General features: G+C 56.4%; 16 protein-coding genes. All 16 read left to right on the forward strand.

Translation table 11 applies throughout. From position 1 onward, the window contains the following. Window positions 1-318: 318 nt before the first annotated feature. The 16 genes from rfbB (at window position 319) to ACZ46Y_RS05365 (ending at window position 20,174) form a co-directional block, all read left to right on the forward strand. Complete coding sequence (gene rfbB, locus ACZ46Y_RS05290; protein ID WP_311956999.1) at window positions 319-1,545, forward strand: dTDP-glucose 4,6-dehydratase; 1,227 nt, start codon at window positions 319-321, stop codon at window positions 1,543-1,545. Further along, window positions 1,542-2,444, forward strand: coding sequence for a dTDP-4-dehydrorhamnose reductase (gene rfbD / locus ACZ46Y_RS05295; RefSeq protein ID WP_311957001.1), 903 nt, complete (start codon window positions 1,542-1,544; stop codon window positions 2,442-2,444). Before rfbB ends, rfbD begins: the two co-directional genes overlap by 4 nt. A gap of 181 nt (window positions 2,445-2,625) precedes the next feature. Continuing rightward, window positions 2,626-3,498, forward strand: a complete 873-nt coding sequence (rfbA, locus tag ACZ46Y_RS05300) for a glucose-1-phosphate thymidylyltransferase RfbA (RefSeq protein WP_311957011.1) — start codon at window positions 2,626-2,628, stop codon at window positions 3,496-3,498. A gap of 134 nt (window positions 3,499-3,632) precedes the next feature. After that, window positions 3,633-5,219: a phosphoglucomutase (alpha-D-glucose-1,6-bisphosphate-dependent) gene (gene pgm / locus ACZ46Y_RS05305; RefSeq protein ID WP_311957013.1), complete on the forward strand. Its 1,587-nt coding sequence runs from the start codon at window positions 3,633-3,635 to the stop codon at window positions 5,217-5,219. Window positions 5,220-5,346: 127 nt separating this feature from the next. Then, complete coding sequence (rfbC, locus tag ACZ46Y_RS05310) at window positions 5,347-5,895, forward strand: dTDP-4-dehydrorhamnose 3,5-epimerase (RefSeq protein ID WP_311957015.1); 549 nt, start codon at window positions 5,347-5,349, stop codon at window positions 5,893-5,895. Window positions 5,896-5,925: 30 nt separating this feature from the next. Further along, complete coding sequence (locus tag ACZ46Y_RS05315; RefSeq protein ID WP_311957017.1) at window positions 5,926-6,972, forward strand: hypothetical protein; 1,047 nt, start codon at window positions 5,926-5,928, stop codon at window positions 6,970-6,972. A 12-nt stretch (window positions 6,973-6,984) separates the two neighbouring features. Then, a complete protein-coding gene (locus tag ACZ46Y_RS05320) occupies window positions 6,985-8,925 on the forward strand; it encodes a rhamnan synthesis F family protein (protein ID WP_311957020.1) in 1,941 nt (646 codons plus the stop codon). Continuing rightward, window positions 8,925-9,878 carry a hypothetical protein gene (locus ACZ46Y_RS05325; protein WP_460541375.1) on the forward strand — a complete coding sequence of 318 codons (954 nt, stop codon included), beginning with the start codon at window positions 8,925-8,927 and terminating at the stop codon, window positions 9,876-9,878. The genes ACZ46Y_RS05320 and ACZ46Y_RS05325 overlap by 1 nt, the downstream gene beginning before the upstream one ends. Next, the gene (locus ACZ46Y_RS05330) at window positions 9,875-10,963 is read left to right on the forward strand and encodes a glycosyltransferase family 61 protein (RefSeq protein WP_311957023.1); all 1,089 of its coding nucleotides are present in this window, start codon (window positions 9,875-9,877) and stop codon (window positions 10,961-10,963) included. The genes ACZ46Y_RS05325 and ACZ46Y_RS05330 overlap by 4 nt, the downstream gene beginning before the upstream one ends. A gap of 27 nt (window positions 10,964-10,990) precedes the next feature. Further along, window positions 10,991-11,947 carry a sulfotransferase family protein gene (locus tag ACZ46Y_RS05335; RefSeq protein ID WP_311957035.1) on the forward strand — a complete coding sequence of 319 codons (957 nt, stop codon included), beginning with the start codon at window positions 10,991-10,993 and terminating at the stop codon, window positions 11,945-11,947. Window positions 11,948-12,284: 337 nt separating this feature from the next. Then, window positions 12,285-13,856 (forward strand): hypothetical protein, encoded by a 1,572-nt coding sequence (locus tag ACZ46Y_RS05340; RefSeq protein WP_311957037.1) that lies wholly within the window; start codon window positions 12,285-12,287, stop codon window positions 13,854-13,856. Between the two features lie 30 nt (window positions 13,857-13,886). Further along, window positions 13,887-15,503 carry an aldolase catalytic domain-containing protein gene (locus tag ACZ46Y_RS05345; RefSeq protein ID WP_311957040.1) on the forward strand — a complete coding sequence of 539 codons (1,617 nt, stop codon included), beginning with the start codon at window positions 13,887-13,889 and terminating at the stop codon, window positions 15,501-15,503. A gap of 1 nt (window position 15,504) precedes the next feature. Beyond that, on the forward strand, window positions 15,505-16,206 hold the full coding sequence (locus tag ACZ46Y_RS05350) for an acylneuraminate cytidylyltransferase family protein (RefSeq protein WP_311957042.1): 702 nt from the start codon (window positions 15,505-15,507) through the stop codon (window positions 16,204-16,206). After that, window positions 16,206-16,877 carry an HAD family hydrolase gene (locus ACZ46Y_RS05355; protein WP_311957044.1) on the forward strand — a complete coding sequence of 224 codons (672 nt, stop codon included), beginning with the start codon at window positions 16,206-16,208 and terminating at the stop codon, window positions 16,875-16,877. Before ACZ46Y_RS05350 ends, ACZ46Y_RS05355 begins: the two co-directional genes overlap by 1 nt. 28 nt (window positions 16,878-16,905) lie before the next feature. Then, on the forward strand, window positions 16,906-17,868 hold the full coding sequence (locus ACZ46Y_RS05360; RefSeq protein WP_311957046.1) for a sulfotransferase family protein: 963 nt from the start codon (window positions 16,906-16,908) through the stop codon (window positions 17,866-17,868). After that, window positions 17,865-20,174 carry a glycosyltransferase family 2 protein gene (locus ACZ46Y_RS05365; RefSeq protein ID WP_311957048.1) on the forward strand — a complete coding sequence of 770 codons (2,310 nt, stop codon included), beginning with the start codon at window positions 17,865-17,867 and terminating at the stop codon, window positions 20,172-20,174. Before ACZ46Y_RS05360 ends, ACZ46Y_RS05365 begins: the two co-directional genes overlap by 4 nt. The last annotated feature ends 27 nt before the right edge of the window (window positions 20,175-20,201 follow it).

Genomic DNA, 20,201 nt, shown 5'->3' on the forward strand with positions numbered 1-20,201 from the left:
CGTTTCGATACTATGAGAATGGCTTCGCCAGCGGCGGAGCTCAACACAAGCCCAGGCAGCCGCCTGGGCTTGTGCATGACTGGCCGGGCGATCCTCTCCATCGGCTATAACGGATTACCTTCACTGTCGGCGATCTCCTCTTGACGCGCCCGAACATTATGCTCAAGGCCGCAGTGGGGTTCGGGGCCCGGGTCGACTGGGTTACCATGCCACCCAAAGGCACTTATGCCGAAGCTCATCGAGGCTTTGGTCGGCGGTAGCGTGCCTGCACACGACTCACCCCTCACCCCTCACCACTCACCAATCACGAAGCAGATCATGCCCAAGACCTTTCTGATCACCGGCGGCGCCGGCTTCATCGGCTCCGCGGTGGTGCGCGAGCTTATCAAGAACACCGACCACCGCGTCGTCAACGTCGACAAGCTCACCTATGCCGGCAACTTGGAGTCGCTGGCCGAGGTAGCCGATAGCCCGCGCTATAGCTTTATTCAGGCCGATATCTGCGATGCGCCGGCCATGCAGCGCGCCTTCGCCGAGCATCAGCCCGATGTGGTGATGCACCTGGCCGCGGAGAGCCATGTGGACCGCTCAATCGATGGCCCCGCCGAGTTTATTCAGACCAATGTGGTGGGCACCTCGGTGCTGCTGGAGGCCGCCCGGGGCTACTGGAAGGCGCTGCAAGAGAGTGAACCCGAGAAGGCCGCCGGCTTCCGCTTCCACCATATCTCCACCGATGAGGTGTATGGAGATTTGGCGGAGGAGGGGGCTTCTTCCAGCTTCCAGCTTCAAGCTTCAAGCTCTCTGTTTACAGAGGACACCCCCTACGCCCCCAGCTCGCCTTACTCCGCCAGCAAGGCCGGCTCCGATCACCTGGTGCGCGCTTGGCAGCGTACCTTCGGCCTGCCCACCCTGATCACCAACTGCTCCAACAACTACGGGCCCTATCACTTCCCCGAGAAGCTGATTCCGCTGATGATTCTCAACGCCCTGGCCGGCAAGCCGCTGCCGGTGTATGGCGATGGTCAGCAGATCCGCGACTGGCTCTATGTCGACGATCACGCCCGCGCGCTGATCAAGGTCGCCAGCGAGGGCGAGGTAGGCGAGACCTACAACATCGGTGGCCATAACGAGAAGACCAATCTCGAGGTGGTGGAGACGCTCTGCGAGATTCTGCAGGAGCTACGCCCTCTCCCTGCCCATGATGACACCGCCAATACTGAATCGCCGGATAAATCCGGCTCCTACAAGGCGACGGCAACCCACTCCGATGATGTTGTAGGAGCCCGATTCATCGGGCGATCAGCGGATGGCTCAGTGCTTGAGCACTACCGCGACCTGATCACCTTTGTCCAAGACCGCCCCGGCCACGATCTGCGCTACGCCATCGACGCCGGCAAGATCGAACGCGAGCTGGGCTGGGTGCCTGCAGAAACTTTCGAAACCGGTCTGCGCAAGACCGTGGAGTGGTATCTGACCAACGAGAGCTGGTGGCAGCGCGTGCTGGACGGCAGCTATCAAGGTGAGCGACTGGGGGTTGGTGCATGAAGATTCTGGTAACGGGAGGTAATGGGCAGGTCGGCTTCGAGCTGAAGCGTCAGCTCTGTCTGCTCGGCGAGGTGCTGGCGCCTGATCGGGCCAAGCTGGATCTGGCCGATGCATCAGCCGTCGAACAGTGGTTGGAAGCCCACCAGCCCACACTGATCGTCAATGCCGCGGCCTATACCGCGGTGGACAAGGCCGAGGAGGAGCCCGCGCTGGCGCGGCGGCTGAATGCCGATCTGCCGGCACAGCTGGCCGCGTACAGCGCCGCCCGCGGCCAGTGGCTGGTGCACTACTCCAGTGATTACGTCTACCCCGGCAGTGGGGAGGCCCCGTGGCGGGAGCAGGACGCCACCGGCCCGCTCAGTGTCTACGGCCAGACCAAGCTGGAGGGCGACGAGGCGGTGCAGGCCAGTGGATGTCACCATCTGATCTTCCGCACCAGCTGGGTATATAGCGCTCGTGGCAACAACTTCATGAAGACCATGCTGCGCCTGGGCCGCGAGCGGGATGCGCTCAAGGTGGTCAGCGACCAGGTCGGTGCCCCCACCCCGGCCCGCCTGATCGCCCAGGTCACGGCAATGGCGCTCTCCGATGGCATCGCCCGACAGAGTCGGGCTCCTACAAGGCCACCAGCCGGTATCTACCACCTGGCCCCCGCCGGCGAGACCAGCTGGCATGGCTTCGCCCAGGAGATCTTCCGCCAGGCCGCAGTGCTGGGCGAGGAGCTGGCCATTACGCCCGAAGGTGTAGCCGCAATCCCTACTGCGGAATACCCGACCCCGGCCACCCGGCCGCTCAACTCGCGGCTCTGCTGCCAGGAGCTGGAGCGTGTACTAGGCATCACCCTGCCCAGCTGGCAAGAGCAGCTGGGACTGACGTTGGCCGAACACCTCGACAGGTAGAAGCGCGATTTATCGCGCGAAGAGACTGCCCTCGCCGGATAAATCCGGCTCCTACATTGGCAATGCTGCCACCACACCCCGTAGGAGCGCGATTTATCGCGCGATGAGGCTACCATCGCCGAAATGTCGGACCACCGATAAATCGGGCTCCTACGACGCACCACTCAAGGAAGAAACTCTTATGGCACGTAAAGGCATCATCCTCGCCGGCGGTTCCGGCACTCGCCTGCACCCCATTACCCGCGGCGTTTCCAAGCAGTTACTGCCGATCTACGACAAGCCGATGATCTACTATCCCATCTCGGTGCTGATGCTGGCCGGCATCCGCGAGATCCTGATCATCTCCACTCCGGAAGACCTGCCTCAGTACGAGAACCTGCTGGGCAGCGGCGAGGACTTCGGCGTGCGTTTCGAGTATGCCGTGCAACCGAGCCCCGATGGCCTGGCCCAGGCCTTTATCATCGGCGAGGAGTTTATCGGCGACGATCCGGTGTGCTTGGTGCTTGGCGATAACATCTTCCACGGTCAGCACTTCAGCGACCAGCTCCAGCGCGCCGCCGCGCAGCCCTCCGGCGCCACGGTGTTCGGCTACCTGGTCAAGGATCCCGAGCGCTTCGGCGTGGTGGAATTTGACGAACAGGGCACAGCCATCTCCATCGAGGAGAAGCCGGAGGAGCCGAAGTCACCCTATGCGGTCACCGGCCTCTACTTCTACGACAACGATGTGGTCGAGATTGCCAAGGCGGTCAAGCCCAGCGCACGCGGCGAGCTGGAGATCACCAGCATCAACAACGCCTACCTGCAACGTGGCGATCTGCGTGTGGAGCGCCTGGGCCGCGGCTTCGCCTGGCTGGATACCGGTACCCACGACAGCCTGCTCGAGGCCGCCCAGTACGTTCAGACCATCGAGCATCGCCAGGGCCTGAAGGTCGCCTGTCTGGAGGAGATCGCCTGGCATAACGGCTGGATCACCACCGAGCAGCTGGTGGCCTGCGGCATCGCGTTGAAGAAGACCGGCTATGGCGAGTATCTGCTGCGTATAGCGAAATCGTAGCGCGCGATTTATCAGCCGATAACCCTTGATAGGTTCCCATTCCAATCGCCGAATAAATTCGGCTCCTACAATGCCTGCCTGGCACACAACCTCGTAGGAGCCCGATTTATCGGGCGAAATTTATCCTGGTAACTATGCCCAACCCTCTTCTTCAAGCCTATTCGGATCATCCAGACCCCAACGACCCCGCTCAGCGGGTGAGCTTCGGCACCTCCGGCCATCGCGGCAGCTCGCTGGCCGGCAGCTTCAACGAGGCGCATATCGCCGCCATCGTCCAGGCGGTGGTGGATCACCGCCGCGAGGCCGGTATCACCGGCCCGCTGTTCCTGGGCCGTGATACCCATGTGCTCTCCCGGCCCGCCTGGGAGACCACCCTGGAGGTGCTGGCCGGCAACGGCGTCGACGTCGTCATCGCCACCGGCGATGAGGTGCTGGCCACGCCGGTGATCAGTCATGCCATCCTGCGCCATAACGCGCAGAGTGAGGCGCCGCGCGCCGATGGCCTGATCATCACCCCGTCCCACAATCCGCCGGAAGATGGTGGCATCAAGTACAACCCGCCTCATGGTGGTCCGGCCGAGGCCGAGATCACCGGCTGGCTGGAGGCGCGGGCCAATCGCTACCTGGAGGCACAGGACGATGAGCAGGGGGAGGGCATCGCCCGCCTGCCGCTGGTCCAGGCGCGCCAGGCGGCCCGCGAGCAGGACCTGATTGGCCATTATGTGGAGAGCCTGGGCGAGGTGGTGGACATGGCCGCCATCCAGGCCAGCGGGCTGCACCTGGGGGCGGACCCCATGGGCGGCACGGCGCTGCCGATCTGGCGGCGGGTGGCCGAGCGCTATGGCCTCGATCTCGAGATCGTGAATCCCGAGATCGACCCCGCTTTCGCCTTTATGCCGCCGGATCACGACGGCAGGATCCGCATGGACTGCTCCAGCCCCGCGGCCATGGCCAACCTGCTGGCCATCGAGGATCGCTTCGACCTGGCCTTCGGCAATGACCCCGACGCCGACCGCCACGGCATCGTCGATGCCGGCGGGCTGATGAACCCCAACCACTACCTGGCCGTGGCCATCGCCTACCTGCTGGGGCATCGACCCGAGTGGTCGCGGGAGCTCAAGATCGGCAAGACGCTGGTGTCGTCGTCGATGATCGACCGCGTGGTGGCAGCGTATGACCGTGAGCTGCACGAGGTGCCGGTGGGCTTCAAGTGGTTCGTCGAAGGCCTGCACCAGGGCTGGCTGGCCTTCGGCGGCGAGGAGAGCGCCGGGGCCAGCCTGCTGACCCGGCAAGGCGCGCCCTGGTCCACCGACAAGGACGGCATCGCCCTGTGCCTGCTGGCCGCCGAGATCATGGCCGTCACCGGTCTGTCACCCAGTCAGCACTATGCTCGATTGACCGAGCTCTTCGGCACCCCGCACTACCGCCGCATCGATACCCCCTGCGGCGCCGAGAAGAAGGCGGGGTTCAAGGGGCTGAGTGCCCAAAGCGTAACCGCCAGCAGCCTGGCCGGCGACCCCATCGAGCAGATCATGACCCAGGCCCCCGGCAACGGCGCCTCCATCGGCGGGCTCAAGGTCACCACCGCCAACGGTTGGTTCGCCGCCCGCCCCAGCGGCACCGAAGCGCTCTACAAGCTCTACGCCGAAAGCTTCCAGGGCGAGGAACACCTCGATGCCTTGATCGCCGACGCCCAAGCCCTGCTCGAAACCGCCCTGTAGGAACGCAGTGCCGCTGCGCGATAGCCGCAGGTGTCCCCGATCAATCGTAGACTACCCACATTTACCTGAGCCGAGCGGTTGGTTTTTACTTACAGCTTACGGCTTAAAGCTTACAGCTAAGGTCCTTATGATTTACGAAAAACTCGCCATCCCCGACGTCGTCCTGCTCACCCCGAAAGTCTTCGGCGACGAACGCGGCTTCTTCATGGAAATCTTCCGCCAGTCCGAGTTCGAGCAGCACTGCGGCGACTACACCTTCGTTCAGGATAACCACAGCCTGTCGGCCCACGGCATCCTGCGCGGCCTGCATTACCAGCTGGAGAAACCCCAGGGCAAGCTGGTGCGGGTGACCCGTGGCGAGGTATTCGATGTGGCGGTGGACTTGCGCCAGTCTAGTCCCACCTTCGGCCAGTGGGTCGGCGCCACCCTGAGCGCCGAGAACAAGCAGCTGCTGTGGGTACCGCCCGGCTTCGCCCACGCCTTCTACGTCACCAGTGACGAGGCCGAGTTCCAGTACAAGTGCACCGACTACTACAACCCCGGCGACGAATACTGCATCCGCTGGGATGACCCGACGCTTGCCATCGCTTGGCCACTGGTGGACCACAAGGCGCCACGGGTCTCCGAGAAGGATGGGCAGGGCGACTCGTTTGTGGATGCGGTGAAGTTTGCCTAATAGCGAGCTTCTTTCTATGAAAGGGATAACATGAAAGAGACTTATACGGCACTGAGGGAGTTTGGCGCCACCTTCCTGGGACCCGCCTTGACGATGTATGCACGAGCGGTTGAGCAGGAGGCGGACGACAAGTTGCCGGTATGCCTCGCCAGGGAAGGGTGGCTGCTGCACCAGTTACTCACACACCTCTATGATGAGGGGCTGATTCACCTGGACAGGGCGCCCATTTATTTGAAGGTGTCGCGTACCCTGCTGTTCCGGGCCATGCTGGGCGAGGCAGCGACCTGGGATATTGCCCTGAAGATGGAGTTCGAGGGCACCCTTCTCGAGCTGCTGATGAAGCGCTTTGGCCTGCAGATGCATGAAGCCTTCGCGTCAGTGCCTGCCGAGGTGCTTGGCTTCGAGCTCTCGCTTCCCGAACAGGCGGATGAGGTACAGGAGTGGCTGAGGCCGCATGCCGAACGTTTGCAGAAGCAGGTCGCGTCGACTCGTCAGGCTGCCTATGGCTACTTCAAGAGTCAGGGACTGACTGAAGATGGCGTGATGCCGTTAATGCTGGATGTCGGCTACGCCGGCTCCATCCAGAAGCTCTGCACACATTTTGTCCAGCGCGATACGGCGGGCCTCTATTTCGTTGCCACCAAGCCGGGCAAGCAGTCTCTCGGCGACCAGGTGGCCACCATGAAGGGGGTTTTCCGTGAAGGGGTGGCCTGGAAGGAAGACTATACCCTGCTGGAGCGTTCGTTGCTGCTGGAATGCATGATGACGGCGCCCCATGGCCAGGTGGTGGATATTCGGCAGAGCCAGGATGGCGACTATCTCTTCTTCTACGGCAGAGAGGCCTCCAGCCAGCGCTACTATCAGAACCTGGAGGCGGTGCTGGAAGGCGCCAGAGAGGCCGTGACCGAAGCATTGCGCAATAAGGTGACCTACAGCGTCGAGGAGGTCGAGGCGCTTTATGAGGTCTTTGCGACGCGCCCAGGCGCCATTCCTCAGGCGGTCTGGCATCTGTTTACTGCCGACGATGATATTACCGGCAACGGCATGGTCAATCCGCTGCAAATCTTCGGAATCTAAACAGGTGCCTTCATGATCAATAGCCTTAAGTCACTGCAAAGAAGTCTGAAGAGAGCGACGGGGAGCCCACGAATTGACTATGAAGCCCTCTCCCAGGAGGCAATCCGTTCAGGGCTTTTCGATCCGCAGTGGTATGCAGTGCAATATGGCAGAGAGTTCGACAGCGACCTCGATGCCTTCAGAGACTATGTTCGCAAGTCTGCCTTTTCACCCATCAATCCGTCACCGGCCTTCGATGGTGAAACCTATCACCGTACCTATATGGATGTGTACCATGGGCAACTCAGCCCGTTGCTGCACTACCTGATGCATGGCAGGGAAGAGGGCAGGGGGTTCGCACCGCATCAGCCACGCTGGGCGCCGCGCCAGATCCTGGAGCCTCAGCGACAGGTTACCGGTGCTGCCCAAGAGCTCAAGATCGCTGCCTGCCTACATATCTTCTACGAAGACTATATCCATCGCTTCGCTCAGGCACTTAACGAGTTTCCCATCGAACTGGATGTACTGCTGACCCTTGCGAAGGAAGAGCATATTGCGACTGCCCGGAAGGTCTTCGAGGCGCACCCCAGGGTCAGGCACGTCGAGATTCGGGTCGTGCCCAATCGCGGTCGAAACTTTGCACCCTGGCTGGTGGAGTATGCCGAGAAACTTCAGCAGTATGACCTCTTCTGCCATCTCCACTCCAAGAAGTCGCTCTACTCAGGGCGTGAGCAGACCCAGTGGGCCGACTATCTGACGGAGTATCTGCTCCGTGACCCAGCGGTTGCCAGTGGGGTGCTGAACCTGTTTGCCGAGCATAATGAGCTTGGGGTCTATTACCCCACGACCTTCTGGATGATGCCCTCCTGGGTGAATCATGCGACCATGAACACGGGCTTCATGAAGGAGTGGTCAGATAGGTACGGCATCGAGCCCTGCAAGGGCTTTCTCAGCTACCCGGCTGGGGGGATGTTCTGGGCACGCCCTGCCGCACTCAAGGATCTGCTTGCTTCCTCCTGGCGCTACGAGGACTTCCCTGAAGAGCCGCTACCCAATGATGGCTCCATGTTACATGCGCTGGAGCGTATTATCGGCAAGCTGGCAGAAGCACGTGGTTACCGGGAGTTTTACTACTATCCGCCCACCGGGCAGTTTACCAGCGACCAGACCTATATATTCTCAAGCTACCAGGGAAGCAGCATTGATGCGCAGCTGCCTGCCATCCGCGCCCATGAGTGCATCAGCTTCGATGTGTTTGATACCCTGGTTCGCCGTGAATATACCGAGGCCGACTACGCCAAGCTGAAGTTGGGTCAGGAGCTTGCCGAGGCGGGGAAGGTCGAGTCGGCGGAAGCCTTCGTCAAGCTGCGCAATGAAGCCGAGTTCACCTTGAGGAAGAGGGCCCAGTTCAAGGGTGATGTGTCGATAATCGACATCTATGCCGAGCTGGCCAAGCAGCTTGACGTCACTGCTGAGGAAGGCAAACGCTGGATGCAACAGGAGTTCGAACTCGACCTCAAGATGATTCTGCCCAAGAACGAAATGGTGGAGCTGTTCAACAACCTGGGCAGCCTGGGGCACAAGCTCTGGATCATCTCCGATACCTACTATACCCGTGGGCAGGTCGGCCTGATGCTCAAGAAGGCCGGCATCACGGTGCCCTACCGGCTGCTCGTCTCCAGCGCAGAACAGAAACGCAAGGACAATGGCACCATGTGGCATATGGTCAAGCAGGACCTGGCGGAGGAGGGGATCACCCGCTACCTGCACATCGGCGACAACGTGGTGGCCGATGCCCAGCTGCCCGGTGATCTCGGGCTGACGACCTTCCATATCCTTCATCCCATGGACAAGTGGCAGGCCCTGGGCTTTCCCAAGGTGTTGCAAGGGCCCGATGCGCTGGATGAAGGTCAGATTCTCAAGTGGGGCAAGCTGGTGAGCCAGGTTGGCCGTAATCCGTTTATTGGTGAATGATGAAAAAAGACACCCTTTATCTCCACGTTGGCTGGTCCAAGACGGGGACCTCTGCCATCCAGTTGCAGCTGCAGCTCCAGCAGGACGACTTGTTGCAGAAGGGGATCCTCTACCCTCAGAGCCTCCAGTGGCCTGATCACTCCCACCACCCCTTTGCGCTATCGTTCAAGGGCAGCGGGGCCTATCAAAGCGACATGACCCCGGAGCAGGCCCTAGAGAAGCTCCGGCTGGAAATGGTGTCGAGCCCGGCCGAGAACGTGCTGCTTTCATCTGAGTTGTCTCCCTTCTACTTCAACAACCCGCGCTTCAGCGCTTTCGTGAGTGAACATTTCAGCCGAGTGGTAGTGATCTTTACCATTCGGGCCCAATCCGAGCTGCTGCTGTCACTCTTCAACCAGCTGGTGAAGGATCCCAACGTTCGCTACGGCGCCTCGCTGTTTACCCTGGCCATGCGCAATATTCACTGGCTGAACTTCTACCAGAACATCAGGCAGTGGAGTGATGTGGTGGGCAGGGAAAACATCATGGTGATTCCTTACAGCCAGAACGTGGTGAAGGATTTCTTTGATAAGTTCGGGCTTCCTGTTCGAGATGTTGCCGAGACAGAACCAGGTCCAAGGATCGTTAATCCCTCGCTCCCGACAAGGTGCCTGGCGGTGCTGCAGGCGAGAGGAAGGAAGGCTAACGATGCGGCGAGTTTTTCACGGATACGTGATGAAGTCCTAGCGCTATCCGAGAAAGTGCCCAATATTCATGATAAGTTCGTTATTTTCTCTGTTCCAGAGCAACAGGCGTTGAACGATTATTTCATGAGTGATAATGCAAGGCTGTCTGAGTTCCTTGGTGGCGATATTGGCTTTCTTCAAGGTCAAGAATATCGTCCCGTGAAGGTTTTGCCGCCAGGAATCAAGCTGGAAGAGCATATGAGTAATGCTTCGGCGAAAAAAGTATGAACACACTTAAGATTTCATCCCACGCTAAAAAAGAGGCAGGGGGTAAGGCCGATAGTCTTTTTTACCAAGAAGTCGATAACCTTTGGGCCGATAAGGAAAAACTTAGTTGCAGCGGCCCTGGGGCTCCTGCCTATTACAAGGTACTTGGCCGTAGCGCTCATATCAAAGCCTGGCCTAAGCGGCTGTTGATTGCGCAGCAGTTATTGCTGACTGGTCCTCGGTTTACGATGTATAGCCTTCCTGAAAGGCAATATATTTTGGGATCATCCGTGAACTGGCATGCTCCCTTGCTGGAAAGTGATCTATCGGACCCTTCGATCTCCCACGCCAAGGTATCTGACCTATGTTACCTGGAGCGTGGCATAGTCTTGACGGCTCCTGGGTTCAGGGTGTATGGGCATTGGCTTCTTGATTTTCTGCCAAGGTTGGTGCTGGCAAAAAAGTATCTTGATAGATCCGAGGAAAAAGTTCCAATAATAACGAGGAAAATACCGCCCTGGGCTTGGCCTTTTATCGATGCTCTCAACTTGCGTAATGATATCAGTGAGCATGATAAATACAGAGGTATCGTCCTTGGAGAGGCTATTGTTCCCTTGGTAGCCAAAGAGGGTGAAGTCTACTCAGAGTCTGCATTGTTTGAGGCTTTTTCCCAGTTGAGACAGTATCTTTTCTCTCAGCCGGCTACCAGATATAAAAGAATGAAGGAGAGATATGGTGATAATTGCTTTGATAAGGTTCTTATAGTAAGAAGAAAGCCACCATACGCCAGTAATCAAAGGGAGCTTGGAGAGAAACTAGAGAAGATAGGTTTCATATCTGTCGATCCGCAGGAGTACTCCTTGGCTGAACAGGCGCGTATTTTCTCCACGGCTTCGATTGTTGTTGGAGAAGATGGGTCAGCGCTTCATAATATTGCATTTTGCCAGCCTGGTACCCAAGTGATGATGTGGGGGCGTTCTGATCGCATTAACCTTCGCCATCTCTCTGTGGCGAGAGCTGCGGGTGTAGAGTTTTCAGTTTTTCCGGGCTCGGGAAGTATGGATAATTATAGAGTTGATATTGAAGCTTTGTTGCGCCATTTATGACTAATCCCCAATGCCAGAGGTGATTGCTTGATTGTTTTTGTCCATATCCCGAAAACTGCCGGAACAAGCTTTGGGAAAGCGCTATCTTCCCAGTATGGAAGCGAAAAGATTTGGTATGACTATAGCTTAACCTTTTCGAAGACCTCTGAGCCCATTGCGGAGTATGTTCATAAACAACATGATATGTGGGCGCTAAAGAGGTTGGCTGATTCTAAAGGGATTCGTGTTATTTCTGGGCATTATCCAGCCGTTCGCTACCAGTCAATATATGGTGTTACAGAATACTGTACATTCTTTCGCGACCCCATTCAAAGGGTCTATTCGGAGTATTGTCACAGGAAGAGGCGATCGTTTGATAGGTTTGAGGGGAGTTTTGAAGACTATTGTAATGTAAAAAAATTCTGTAATGTTCAGTCTCGACACCTTAAGGGGGCAGTCTGGCCGGCTTTTGGATTTTTAGGGCTTACTGAGTTTTACAGTGAGAGTCTGGAGATGTTTGAGGGTTGGCAGGGTGTAAGTCTTGATCGTGTAGAAGAAAATAAAAATACCAGTAAAAAAGGTGCGGCATACTCTCTTACTGATGATGAAAGGAAAATTGCTACAGAGACACAGCGTCAAGACATCACCCTGTATGATTCCGCAGTAGCCTACTTCAAGGAAAGGCTCAAGGCCTTTAGGGGTGGTCATTTTGTAGTCAACGGCCAGGTCACGATATCTAAAGAAGGGAAAGTCAAAGGCTTTGCGTTCTTCAATGATAGTCATCAGGGGCTTGAGCATGTGGCTGTTGAGGTATTAGTTAACGGCGAAGTTGTAAGCTCCCTTCCAGCCAAGGAATACAGAAAGGACCTGCATTTGATCGGTGCTCCAAAGAATGGACACGTTGGTTTTAGTAAGAACCTTCCATTAAAGCCTGGTGATGTCGTGTCTGCACGCGTGGCGGAATCTGGGCAGTACTTAGCGAATGGTATTGTCAAAAAGAAATAAATAGCTCCTGATAAGGTAACGTCCGAGTGGCAGAAAACCTCAAGATAAATCTATTATCGCATCGAAGAGGGTTTCTCACCATCTTAATTTCACTGAAAGTATGCCTATTTAAGCTGGTAGAGTAGATCCAAGTCCTAGTGACCCGTTAACTCTGAGCTTGCATCGTTTCGCCAGCACCAAGTTGGCCTGCCTGAGCTTCGGTTAGTTCATGAAAATTCTGTAGAAAGTAAGTCTGCTGCATGCGCTTCAGGCCAAATCCACGTGAAGTGACGAAGAACCATAAAATCGTCATTTACATCTATAGCCAATCTTCTTTTATTAATTCTTTCAGGTGTTCATGAGTAATCTCACTGATTTTTTAAGATGCCTTGGTAACGGGGCAGATGGTTTTAATATAATTACCCATGAAGGAGAGGGTGAATATAGCGATACTGCTAAAATTTTTTGCATGCAAAAAAAAGGTGATTTTAAAGGTCTTTTTAATCTATGGCAAGAAAAGGTCAGAAGCAATCAGTTTGAGTTGGCGCATCCAGAGACTGGTGTAAAAACAACTGCTTTATATAATGTAAAGTATGGTGTGGTGAACTTTGTTTTCATGGCAGATGAAAATAATAAGAATGTTTGGCTGTTGGCGCAAAGTGCTTTAATGATCAACTTGGCGATAACTTTTAAAAATATATATAGAAGTGTTTTTAGTAATGAAAAGCCAATATTTCCGCATATTAAAAATTTGTCTAGCATTAATGCTTCTGAAATAAGTTTGAAAAAAGGAGGGTTTGGATTCCTTCTTTCTCACCCCCGGCCATACCATCATTTTTATGATCAATTGAAAGTTTTAACGGCTCTTGATCATGATAAGCCTGTTCTCGATAGAGGTTCTTTCTTTATTCCCGAAGAGCTTTCTAAAGTTGAGCCAGGCGATCATGTCTTTTTATACCCTAATGCAATAAATAGCCTGCATATTAGTGGTAGTGGGGTTCTGCTTTCCAGAGAAAAAGATAGGCTTATGGAAAGACTTGTTTATAAAGAGTCCATAAGGCTTAAAGGTCAGGGGTTTGCTAAAGGGGAATCGGGAAGCTCAGTTTGCCTCTGGTTTGGTGTGACAGGTCAGAAAAGAAGCTGGTTAGATCAAGTGGAAGGCTGTATATGTATTGTGAAATTGCTTAAGCCTTACTTTGATACTGTTTCTCTTTACGTGGATGGCATGACTGCAATTCAGGGAAAAAGAATTAAAAATAAAGAGGATGAGGCAGTATTTCAAGAGATAAGAAAGAGGCTTTTAGACATTGAAGGAATAACCATAAATTCTCTCATTGGTTTGGATTACAGAGAGAAAATTCTCTATTGTGATTCTGTTGATCTGTTTATTGCCAATGCTGGCACTGGTTGTATGGTGCCGTTAAGGTTTGCAAGGAAGCCTGGTGTCCTGCATAGCAATACCAAGCTGTTTTCATTTCCTGACGAATACCCTTCATCCGTAAAAAAGGTTAGCAAAAATTATGTTGTAGATTTTTTTGATAGCGATAGCTCTTCTGCAGCGCAAAATATTAGTTACCATGTCCCATGGCAGCATATATTTAATCTTGCTTCAGATGTTCTGAGTGAGATAAAAAATGTGGCAATACCCAAGCTGGATGTTCCACCTGTTGAAAGTGTTGGTAAAAATGGTTTTAATAATTTTGAAAGGAAACATGAGTCTGCAAGTCAGCATTTCTTTAATCTAAGTGCTAGGTTGGGGAAAAAACCTAATTCACCTGCTGTTCTACGTGAAGTGGCGTTAGCCTTTGAGGCGGAAGGTGATATTCAAACTGCCATGAAGGTGATGGAGAAGGCTTATGTTCTTAGACCGAATGGTCCGGTAATAAAGAAAAAATTAGAAGAATATAAATCAATTTTAAAAATTCAATAATTTATTTTTATTAGGGGTCGGTGGTTAGTTATGGATTTAAAATCTTCCAATTTTCTCGACTGTACTCTCCGCGATGGCGGCTACTACAACGCTTGGGATTTCTCTTCTGCGCTGATCCACCAATATCTCGACGCCATGCAGGCCGCCGGGGTGGATGTGGTGGAACTGGGTTTCCGCACACTGAAGAACCAGGGCTTCCAGGGGCCCTGTGCCTTCACCACCGATGAGTTTATCCGCAGCCTGATGATACCGGCCGGGCTGACGATTGGCGTGATGGTTAACGGCAACGAGCTGGTGGGCGAAGTGCCCCAGCAGGAGGCTCTTGAGCGGCTGTTCCCCAATGCGGCAGCAGACTCGCCTGTGGACCTGGTACGCATCGCCTGCCACGTGCATGAGTTCGAGAAGGCGCTGTCGGCGGTCATCTGGCTGAAGGAGCGTGGCTATCAGGTCGGCTTCAACCTGATGCAGGTGGCGGATCGCACCGAAGCGGAGGTGAAGGCACTCGCCCGTCAGGCCAAGGCCTATCCGATGGATGCGCTCTATTTCGCCGACAGCATGGGCAGCATGAACCCGGAACAGGCGGCGCAAATCATCCAGTGGTTCCGCAGCGAGTGGTCCGGTGCCATGGGCATTCACACCCACGACAACCTCGGCCTGGCACTCTCCAACACCCTGCGGGCGCTGGAGGAGGGCGTGACCTGGGTGGACTCCACCGTCACCGGCATGGGCCGCGGACCGGGCAATGCCCGCACCGAGGAGCTGGCCATCGAGATCGCCGAGCGCCGCGGCAAGCCGGTCAACATGGTGCCGCTGATGGTGCTCTTGCGCGAGCACTTCACGCCCATGCAGGCTCACTACGGCTGGGGCACCAACCCCTACTACTACCTGGCCGGCAAGTACGGCATTCACCCCACCTATATCCAGGAAATGCTCAGCGACTCCCGCTACAGCGAGGAAGACGTGCTGGCGGTGATCGAGCACCTGCGGGTGGAGGGCGGCAAGAAGTTCAGCCTCAACACCCTGGATGCGGCACGCCACTTCTACCGGGGCGAGTCTACCGGCCAGTGGTCACCCAAGGAGCGCTTTGCCGGGCGTGAGGTGCTGCTGCTGGGAACCGGGCCGGGCGTGGCCCGCCACCGGGATGCCCTGGAGCGCTATATTCGCGACCATCAGCCGCTGGTATTGGCTCTCAACACTCAGAGCGCCATCGATGCCGAGCTGATCGACCTGCGCGTGGCTTGCCACCCCGTGCGCCTGCTGGCGGACTGCGAGGCCCACACGCGCCTACCTCAGCCGCTGATCACCCCCTATTCCATGCTGCCGGCGGATGTGCGTGACTCTCTGGGTGAAAAGCAGGTGCTGGACTTCGGCCTCAACGTGCAGGCGGATGGTTTCGAGTTTGCCGAGACGCACTGTACGGCGCCTACCTCGCTGGTAGTGGCCTATGCCCTGGCGGTGGCAACAAGTGGGCAAGCGAGCCGAGTGCTGATGGCTGGGTTTGATGGGTTTGATGCCGGAGACCCTAGGAATTATGAGTTGGAAAAACTTTTTGGTGGATATTTAGAATCTGCAGATAGTCTGGAGCTTTTCTCAATTTTGCCTACTCGATATCCAGTAAATAAGATTTCTGTTTATGGCGAGGTGTGAAATGAGAGTTTCTGTTTTTCTTCCAATGCGGGCAGGAAGCCAAAGGGTAAAAAACAAAAACACGCGCCCTTTTTTGGAGTCAGGGGAGAGTCTTTTTGAGTGCAAGATAAAAGAGATAAAAGAGCTTGTTGACCTTGGCGCTGTCGATGAGGTCGTCGTGTCAACAAACGACACCCAGGTTATAGCTCAAGCACAACCTTTCCTTTCAGAAAACATCAAGCTTGATGAAAGGCCTGATAAGCTTTGCTCTTCCTCTACGAAAGTTTTGGATCTTATAAGCTATGTTCCAAACGTGGTAGAGGGAGATCATGTTTTTTGGATGCATGTGACCTCTCCTTTTATGGTTGTCGCCGACTATAAGCAAGCTATCGAATTGTATTTCGACAATGTCATCAATGGAAGTTATGATTCTCTGATGTCTGTCAATAAGGTACAGCAGTTTTTGTGGAGTGATAAGCTAAAAAAAGTTATCAACACTGATAGATCTATCAACCCTTGGCCAAACACACAAGACTTGGATCCGCTTTATGAGATAAATCATTCTTTTTATATATCTAGCATAAAAAACTATTTGGAGTTGGAGGACAGGATTGGTGTAAATCCTTTTCTTTATGAGTGCGAAGGTTTGAAAAAGTTGGACATAGATTGGGAAGAAGATTTCAGTCTTGCAAGCGTGATTGCTCGTTCTATGGTCATTAGTTGATGAAATATGCCACTTATATCTTCGACTGCGACGGTGTGGTTTTGGACTCCAACAAGGTCAAGACCGAGGCCTTCTACCGGGCCACCTTGCCTTACGGGGAAGCCGCCGCCCAGGCCATGGTCGATCACCATGTCGCCAACGGCGGGGTGTCGCGCTACAGGAAGTTTGCTCATTTCCTGGAACAGATCGCACCTACCACCTCACCAAATTACGCCGAGCAGCGGAATCCCGCCGAGCGGGGCCCCGACCTGGAGGCGCTGCTGCAGGCCTATGCCGGCCATGTGCGTGAGGGGCTCTTGGGCTGCGAGGTGGCCCCGGGGCTTGAAGCACTGCGCAAACAGACTCCCAATGCTCGCTGGCTGATCGTTTCCGGTGGCGACCAGGCCGAGCTGCGCGACGTATTCGCCCAACGCGGCATCGCCGCGTGGTTCGATGGCGGTATCTTCGGCAGCCCGGATACCAAGGACGAGATCCTGGCCCGAGAGCTGGCCTCTGCCAATATCCAGCAGCCGGCGTTGTTCCTGGGGGACAGCAAGTACGATTATCAGGCGGCCAGCGCCGCCGGGCTGGACTTCGTGTTTCTGAGCGGCTGGAGCGAGGTGGTGGGCTGGCAAGCGTGGGCTGCCGAGTTGGGGATTGCAACGGCAGAGAATATCGGTGAAATTGTTTGATTTTTCAATCTAGGTAGAGTGGCCCTTCTTGTTATCCTTTGTCCATATTCCCAAGACTGCCGGCACCAGCTTTCGCCTTGGTGCCGAGCGCTACTTCAATCGCGAAAACGTTGTTTACGATTACGGCAAGGAGTCACCCGCTACCACGCCGGTGGTCGTTGATACCCTCTATGCAGAACCCAAAGATTTCTGGAGTTTCAGGAGCGCCTGCGCCCAGCAAGGGGCTTCCATGGTGGGGGGGCATGTCAATGCCAGCCGCTTCGTTTCCCTCTTCGGTGTAGGTAACACGCTGACGTTCCTGCGCGACCCCCTGCAGCGCATGGCTTCCGAATATGCCCACTTCGTGCGTCACTACGAGTACAAGGGCAGCTTCCACGATTTCTATTCACGGCCGATAATGCATAACCGGCAAAGCAAGATCCTGCATGGGGTGGATGTCGAGGCCGTGGGCTTTGTCGGACTGACCGAGCGCTACACCGATAGCCTGAAACTGCTCAACGCCCGCTATGGCCTCGCGATTCCGCAGCGTGAAGATAATCGCGGCAAGAAAAGCCTGGATGCCGTGCATGAGATCTCCGCCGAGGACGAGGCCGAGCTGAAGCAGCTGAACAAGCGCGATATCCGCCTGTATGAGCAGGCCGTAGCGTTATTTGATCAGCGTTACACGATGCACCAAGAGGGTTCGCCCTGGGCCCATGCGCGCCTGGTGGAGGTCAAGCCGGGGCGTATCGCTGGCTGGGCATGGTGGGAAGGTGAGAGTGACGAGCCAGTGGTCGTGGAGGTATGGGCTAACGGCAAGCACCTGGATACCGTCACCGCGGTAGAGCTGCGCCCTGGTTTGTGTCGGCTGTTGCCGCCGCGGGGAGGCTATGTGGGCTTTCATCTGCCGGTAAAACTCAAGCCCGGTGATCAGGTACAATGCCGCGTTTCCCTCACTGGCCAGTGGTTTCCGTTGAAGCCGCGTCGGGTACCGAAACCGGATGGAAGATGAACGCAAGGAATCGCAAACGCCTCGACAAGAGCTCGCACTGGCTGGCCCATGGCTTGAATGAAACCTTTCTGGCGCGCTTTCCGCTTGATCGGCTCACGCCTCACCACCAGTTGCTACCTGTAGACGCACCGGGTTCGCGTTATGCGTGGCAGGCGACCGGTGACGACCCCCAATTTCTGCTCAAGCGCGGACTGCCGCTGCCGGGCTGGCAGATGCTGGAGGTCGCCATGCAGCACGACCAGCCCAGCGCCGCGGTCAAGCTCTACCTGGATACCGGCAAGGGGTTAAACGAGGAGCTCTGCTTCTATTTGCCGCTGAAGAGCGGGCGGGTCACCAAGCGGCTGTTCTATGTGCCGCGGCGCTTGAAGGGCCTGCGCTTCGATCCTATGGAGTGCGAGGGTCGCTTTACCATCACCCATCTGCGTATTGCCTGGCTGAGCCCCGGGTTTGCCCACGATCGCCTGGCCCATCGCCTGGCCAATATGCACCACGAGTTTCGCGGCGTCACCAAGGCCGAGGTGCTGCCGTTGCTGAAACGCCAGGCGCGCGAGGCGGGGCGACACTGGCGCGAGTTTGCCCTTGAGCAATACGAAGCCACCTTCGAGCGACGTACCGCGCGCTATAGCTACCGTAAGTGGCTGGAGGGGCGCCGTGAGCTCACGACCGAGCGGGCACGCCGGGTGATCGACCAGCTGCCGCACACGCCGCTGATCTCGGTGCTGGTGCCGGTCTTCAATCCGCGCCTCGAGTGGTTACGCGAGTGTCTGGATTCGGTGCTGGCACAGCCCTACCCGCACTGGCAGCTGTGCATTGTCGATGATGCCTCGACCGATCCCGAGGTGCGCCAGGTACTGGCCGAGTATGCCGAACGGGATGCGCGCGTGCGGGTGGTGTTTCGCGAGGAGAATGGCAATATCTGCGCGGCCAGCAATAGCGCCCTGGAGCTGGTGGAGGGTGAGTTCGTGGCGCTGCTGGATCACGACGATACGCTCTCGCCGGGTGCGTTGTTTCGCGTGGCCCAGGCGTTGCACCGCCATCCGGATGCCGGTCTGCTGTATAGCGATGAAGACAAGCTCAACGAGGCGGGCGAGCGCTTCGATCCGCACTTCAAGCCACAGTGGAACCCCGACCTGCTATTGGCCCAGAACTATATCTCGCATCTGGGGGTGTATCGTACCGGGTTGGTACGCGAGGTGGGCGGGTTTCGTCAGGGCACCGAGGGCAGTCAGGATCACGACCTGGTGCTGCGGGTAACGGCACGCCTGCTGCCCGAGCAGATCGTGCATATTCCCCATGTACTCTATCACTGGCGTGCCGCGGCGGGCTCCACGGCATTGGGTAGCGAGCAGAAAAGCTACACCACCGATGCCGGCCTGCTGGCGGTGCGCGATCATCTGCGTGAGCGGGTGCCCGGTGCGCGGGTCGAGGCGGGGCATTACCCCAATACCTACCGGGTGCACTGGCCGCTACCCCGGCGCCTGCCACTGGTCAGCCTGCTGATTCCGACCCGCGACCGGGTGGAGATCCTCAAGCCTTGTGTGGATGCGATTCTCGAACGCACCCACTATCCCCACCTGGAAGTGCTGATCCTCGATAACCAGAGCCAGTGCCGCGCTACCCTGGACTATATGCACGAGGTTTCCGAGCGCGATAATCGAGTGCGGGTGCTGCGCTGGAATGAGCCGTTTAACTATTCGGCGATCAACAACTATGGATCGCTGTATGCCCGTGGCGAGATCCTGGGGCTGGTCAACAATGATATCGAGCCGATCAATGCCGACTGGCTGGACGAGATGGTGCGCCAGGCGTGCCGCCCGGAGATCGGCTGTGTGGGGGCCAAGCTCTACTACCCCAACGATACCGTGCAGCATGGGGGAGTGATCCTGGGGATCGGCGGTGTGGCGGGCCACGCCCACAAGTATTTCCACCGCAACGCGCCGGGCTATTTCACCCGCCTGCACTTGGCGCACAACCTGTCGGCGGTCACCGGTGCTTGCCTACTGGTGCGAAAGTCAGTATTTGAAGAGGTCGGAGGGCTCAACGAGGAGCACCTATCGATCGCCTTCAACGATGTTGACCTGTGCCTGAAGGTGCGCGAGGCGGGCTACCGCAACCTGTGGACCCCCTACGCCGAGCTCTATCACCATGAGTCGGTCTCGCGCGGGGCCGATGACAGTTCCGCCAAGCGAGCCCGCGCCAACGGCGAGGCCGAGTATATGCGCCGCACCTGGGGCAGGGCGCTGGATACCGACCCAGCCTATAACCCTAACCTGACGTTGGTGCATGAGGATTTTTCGTTGCGCTGAGTGCTTTGCTGGTGAATGGGGAGTGGT

The organism is Halomonas garicola (assembly GCF_055382465.1).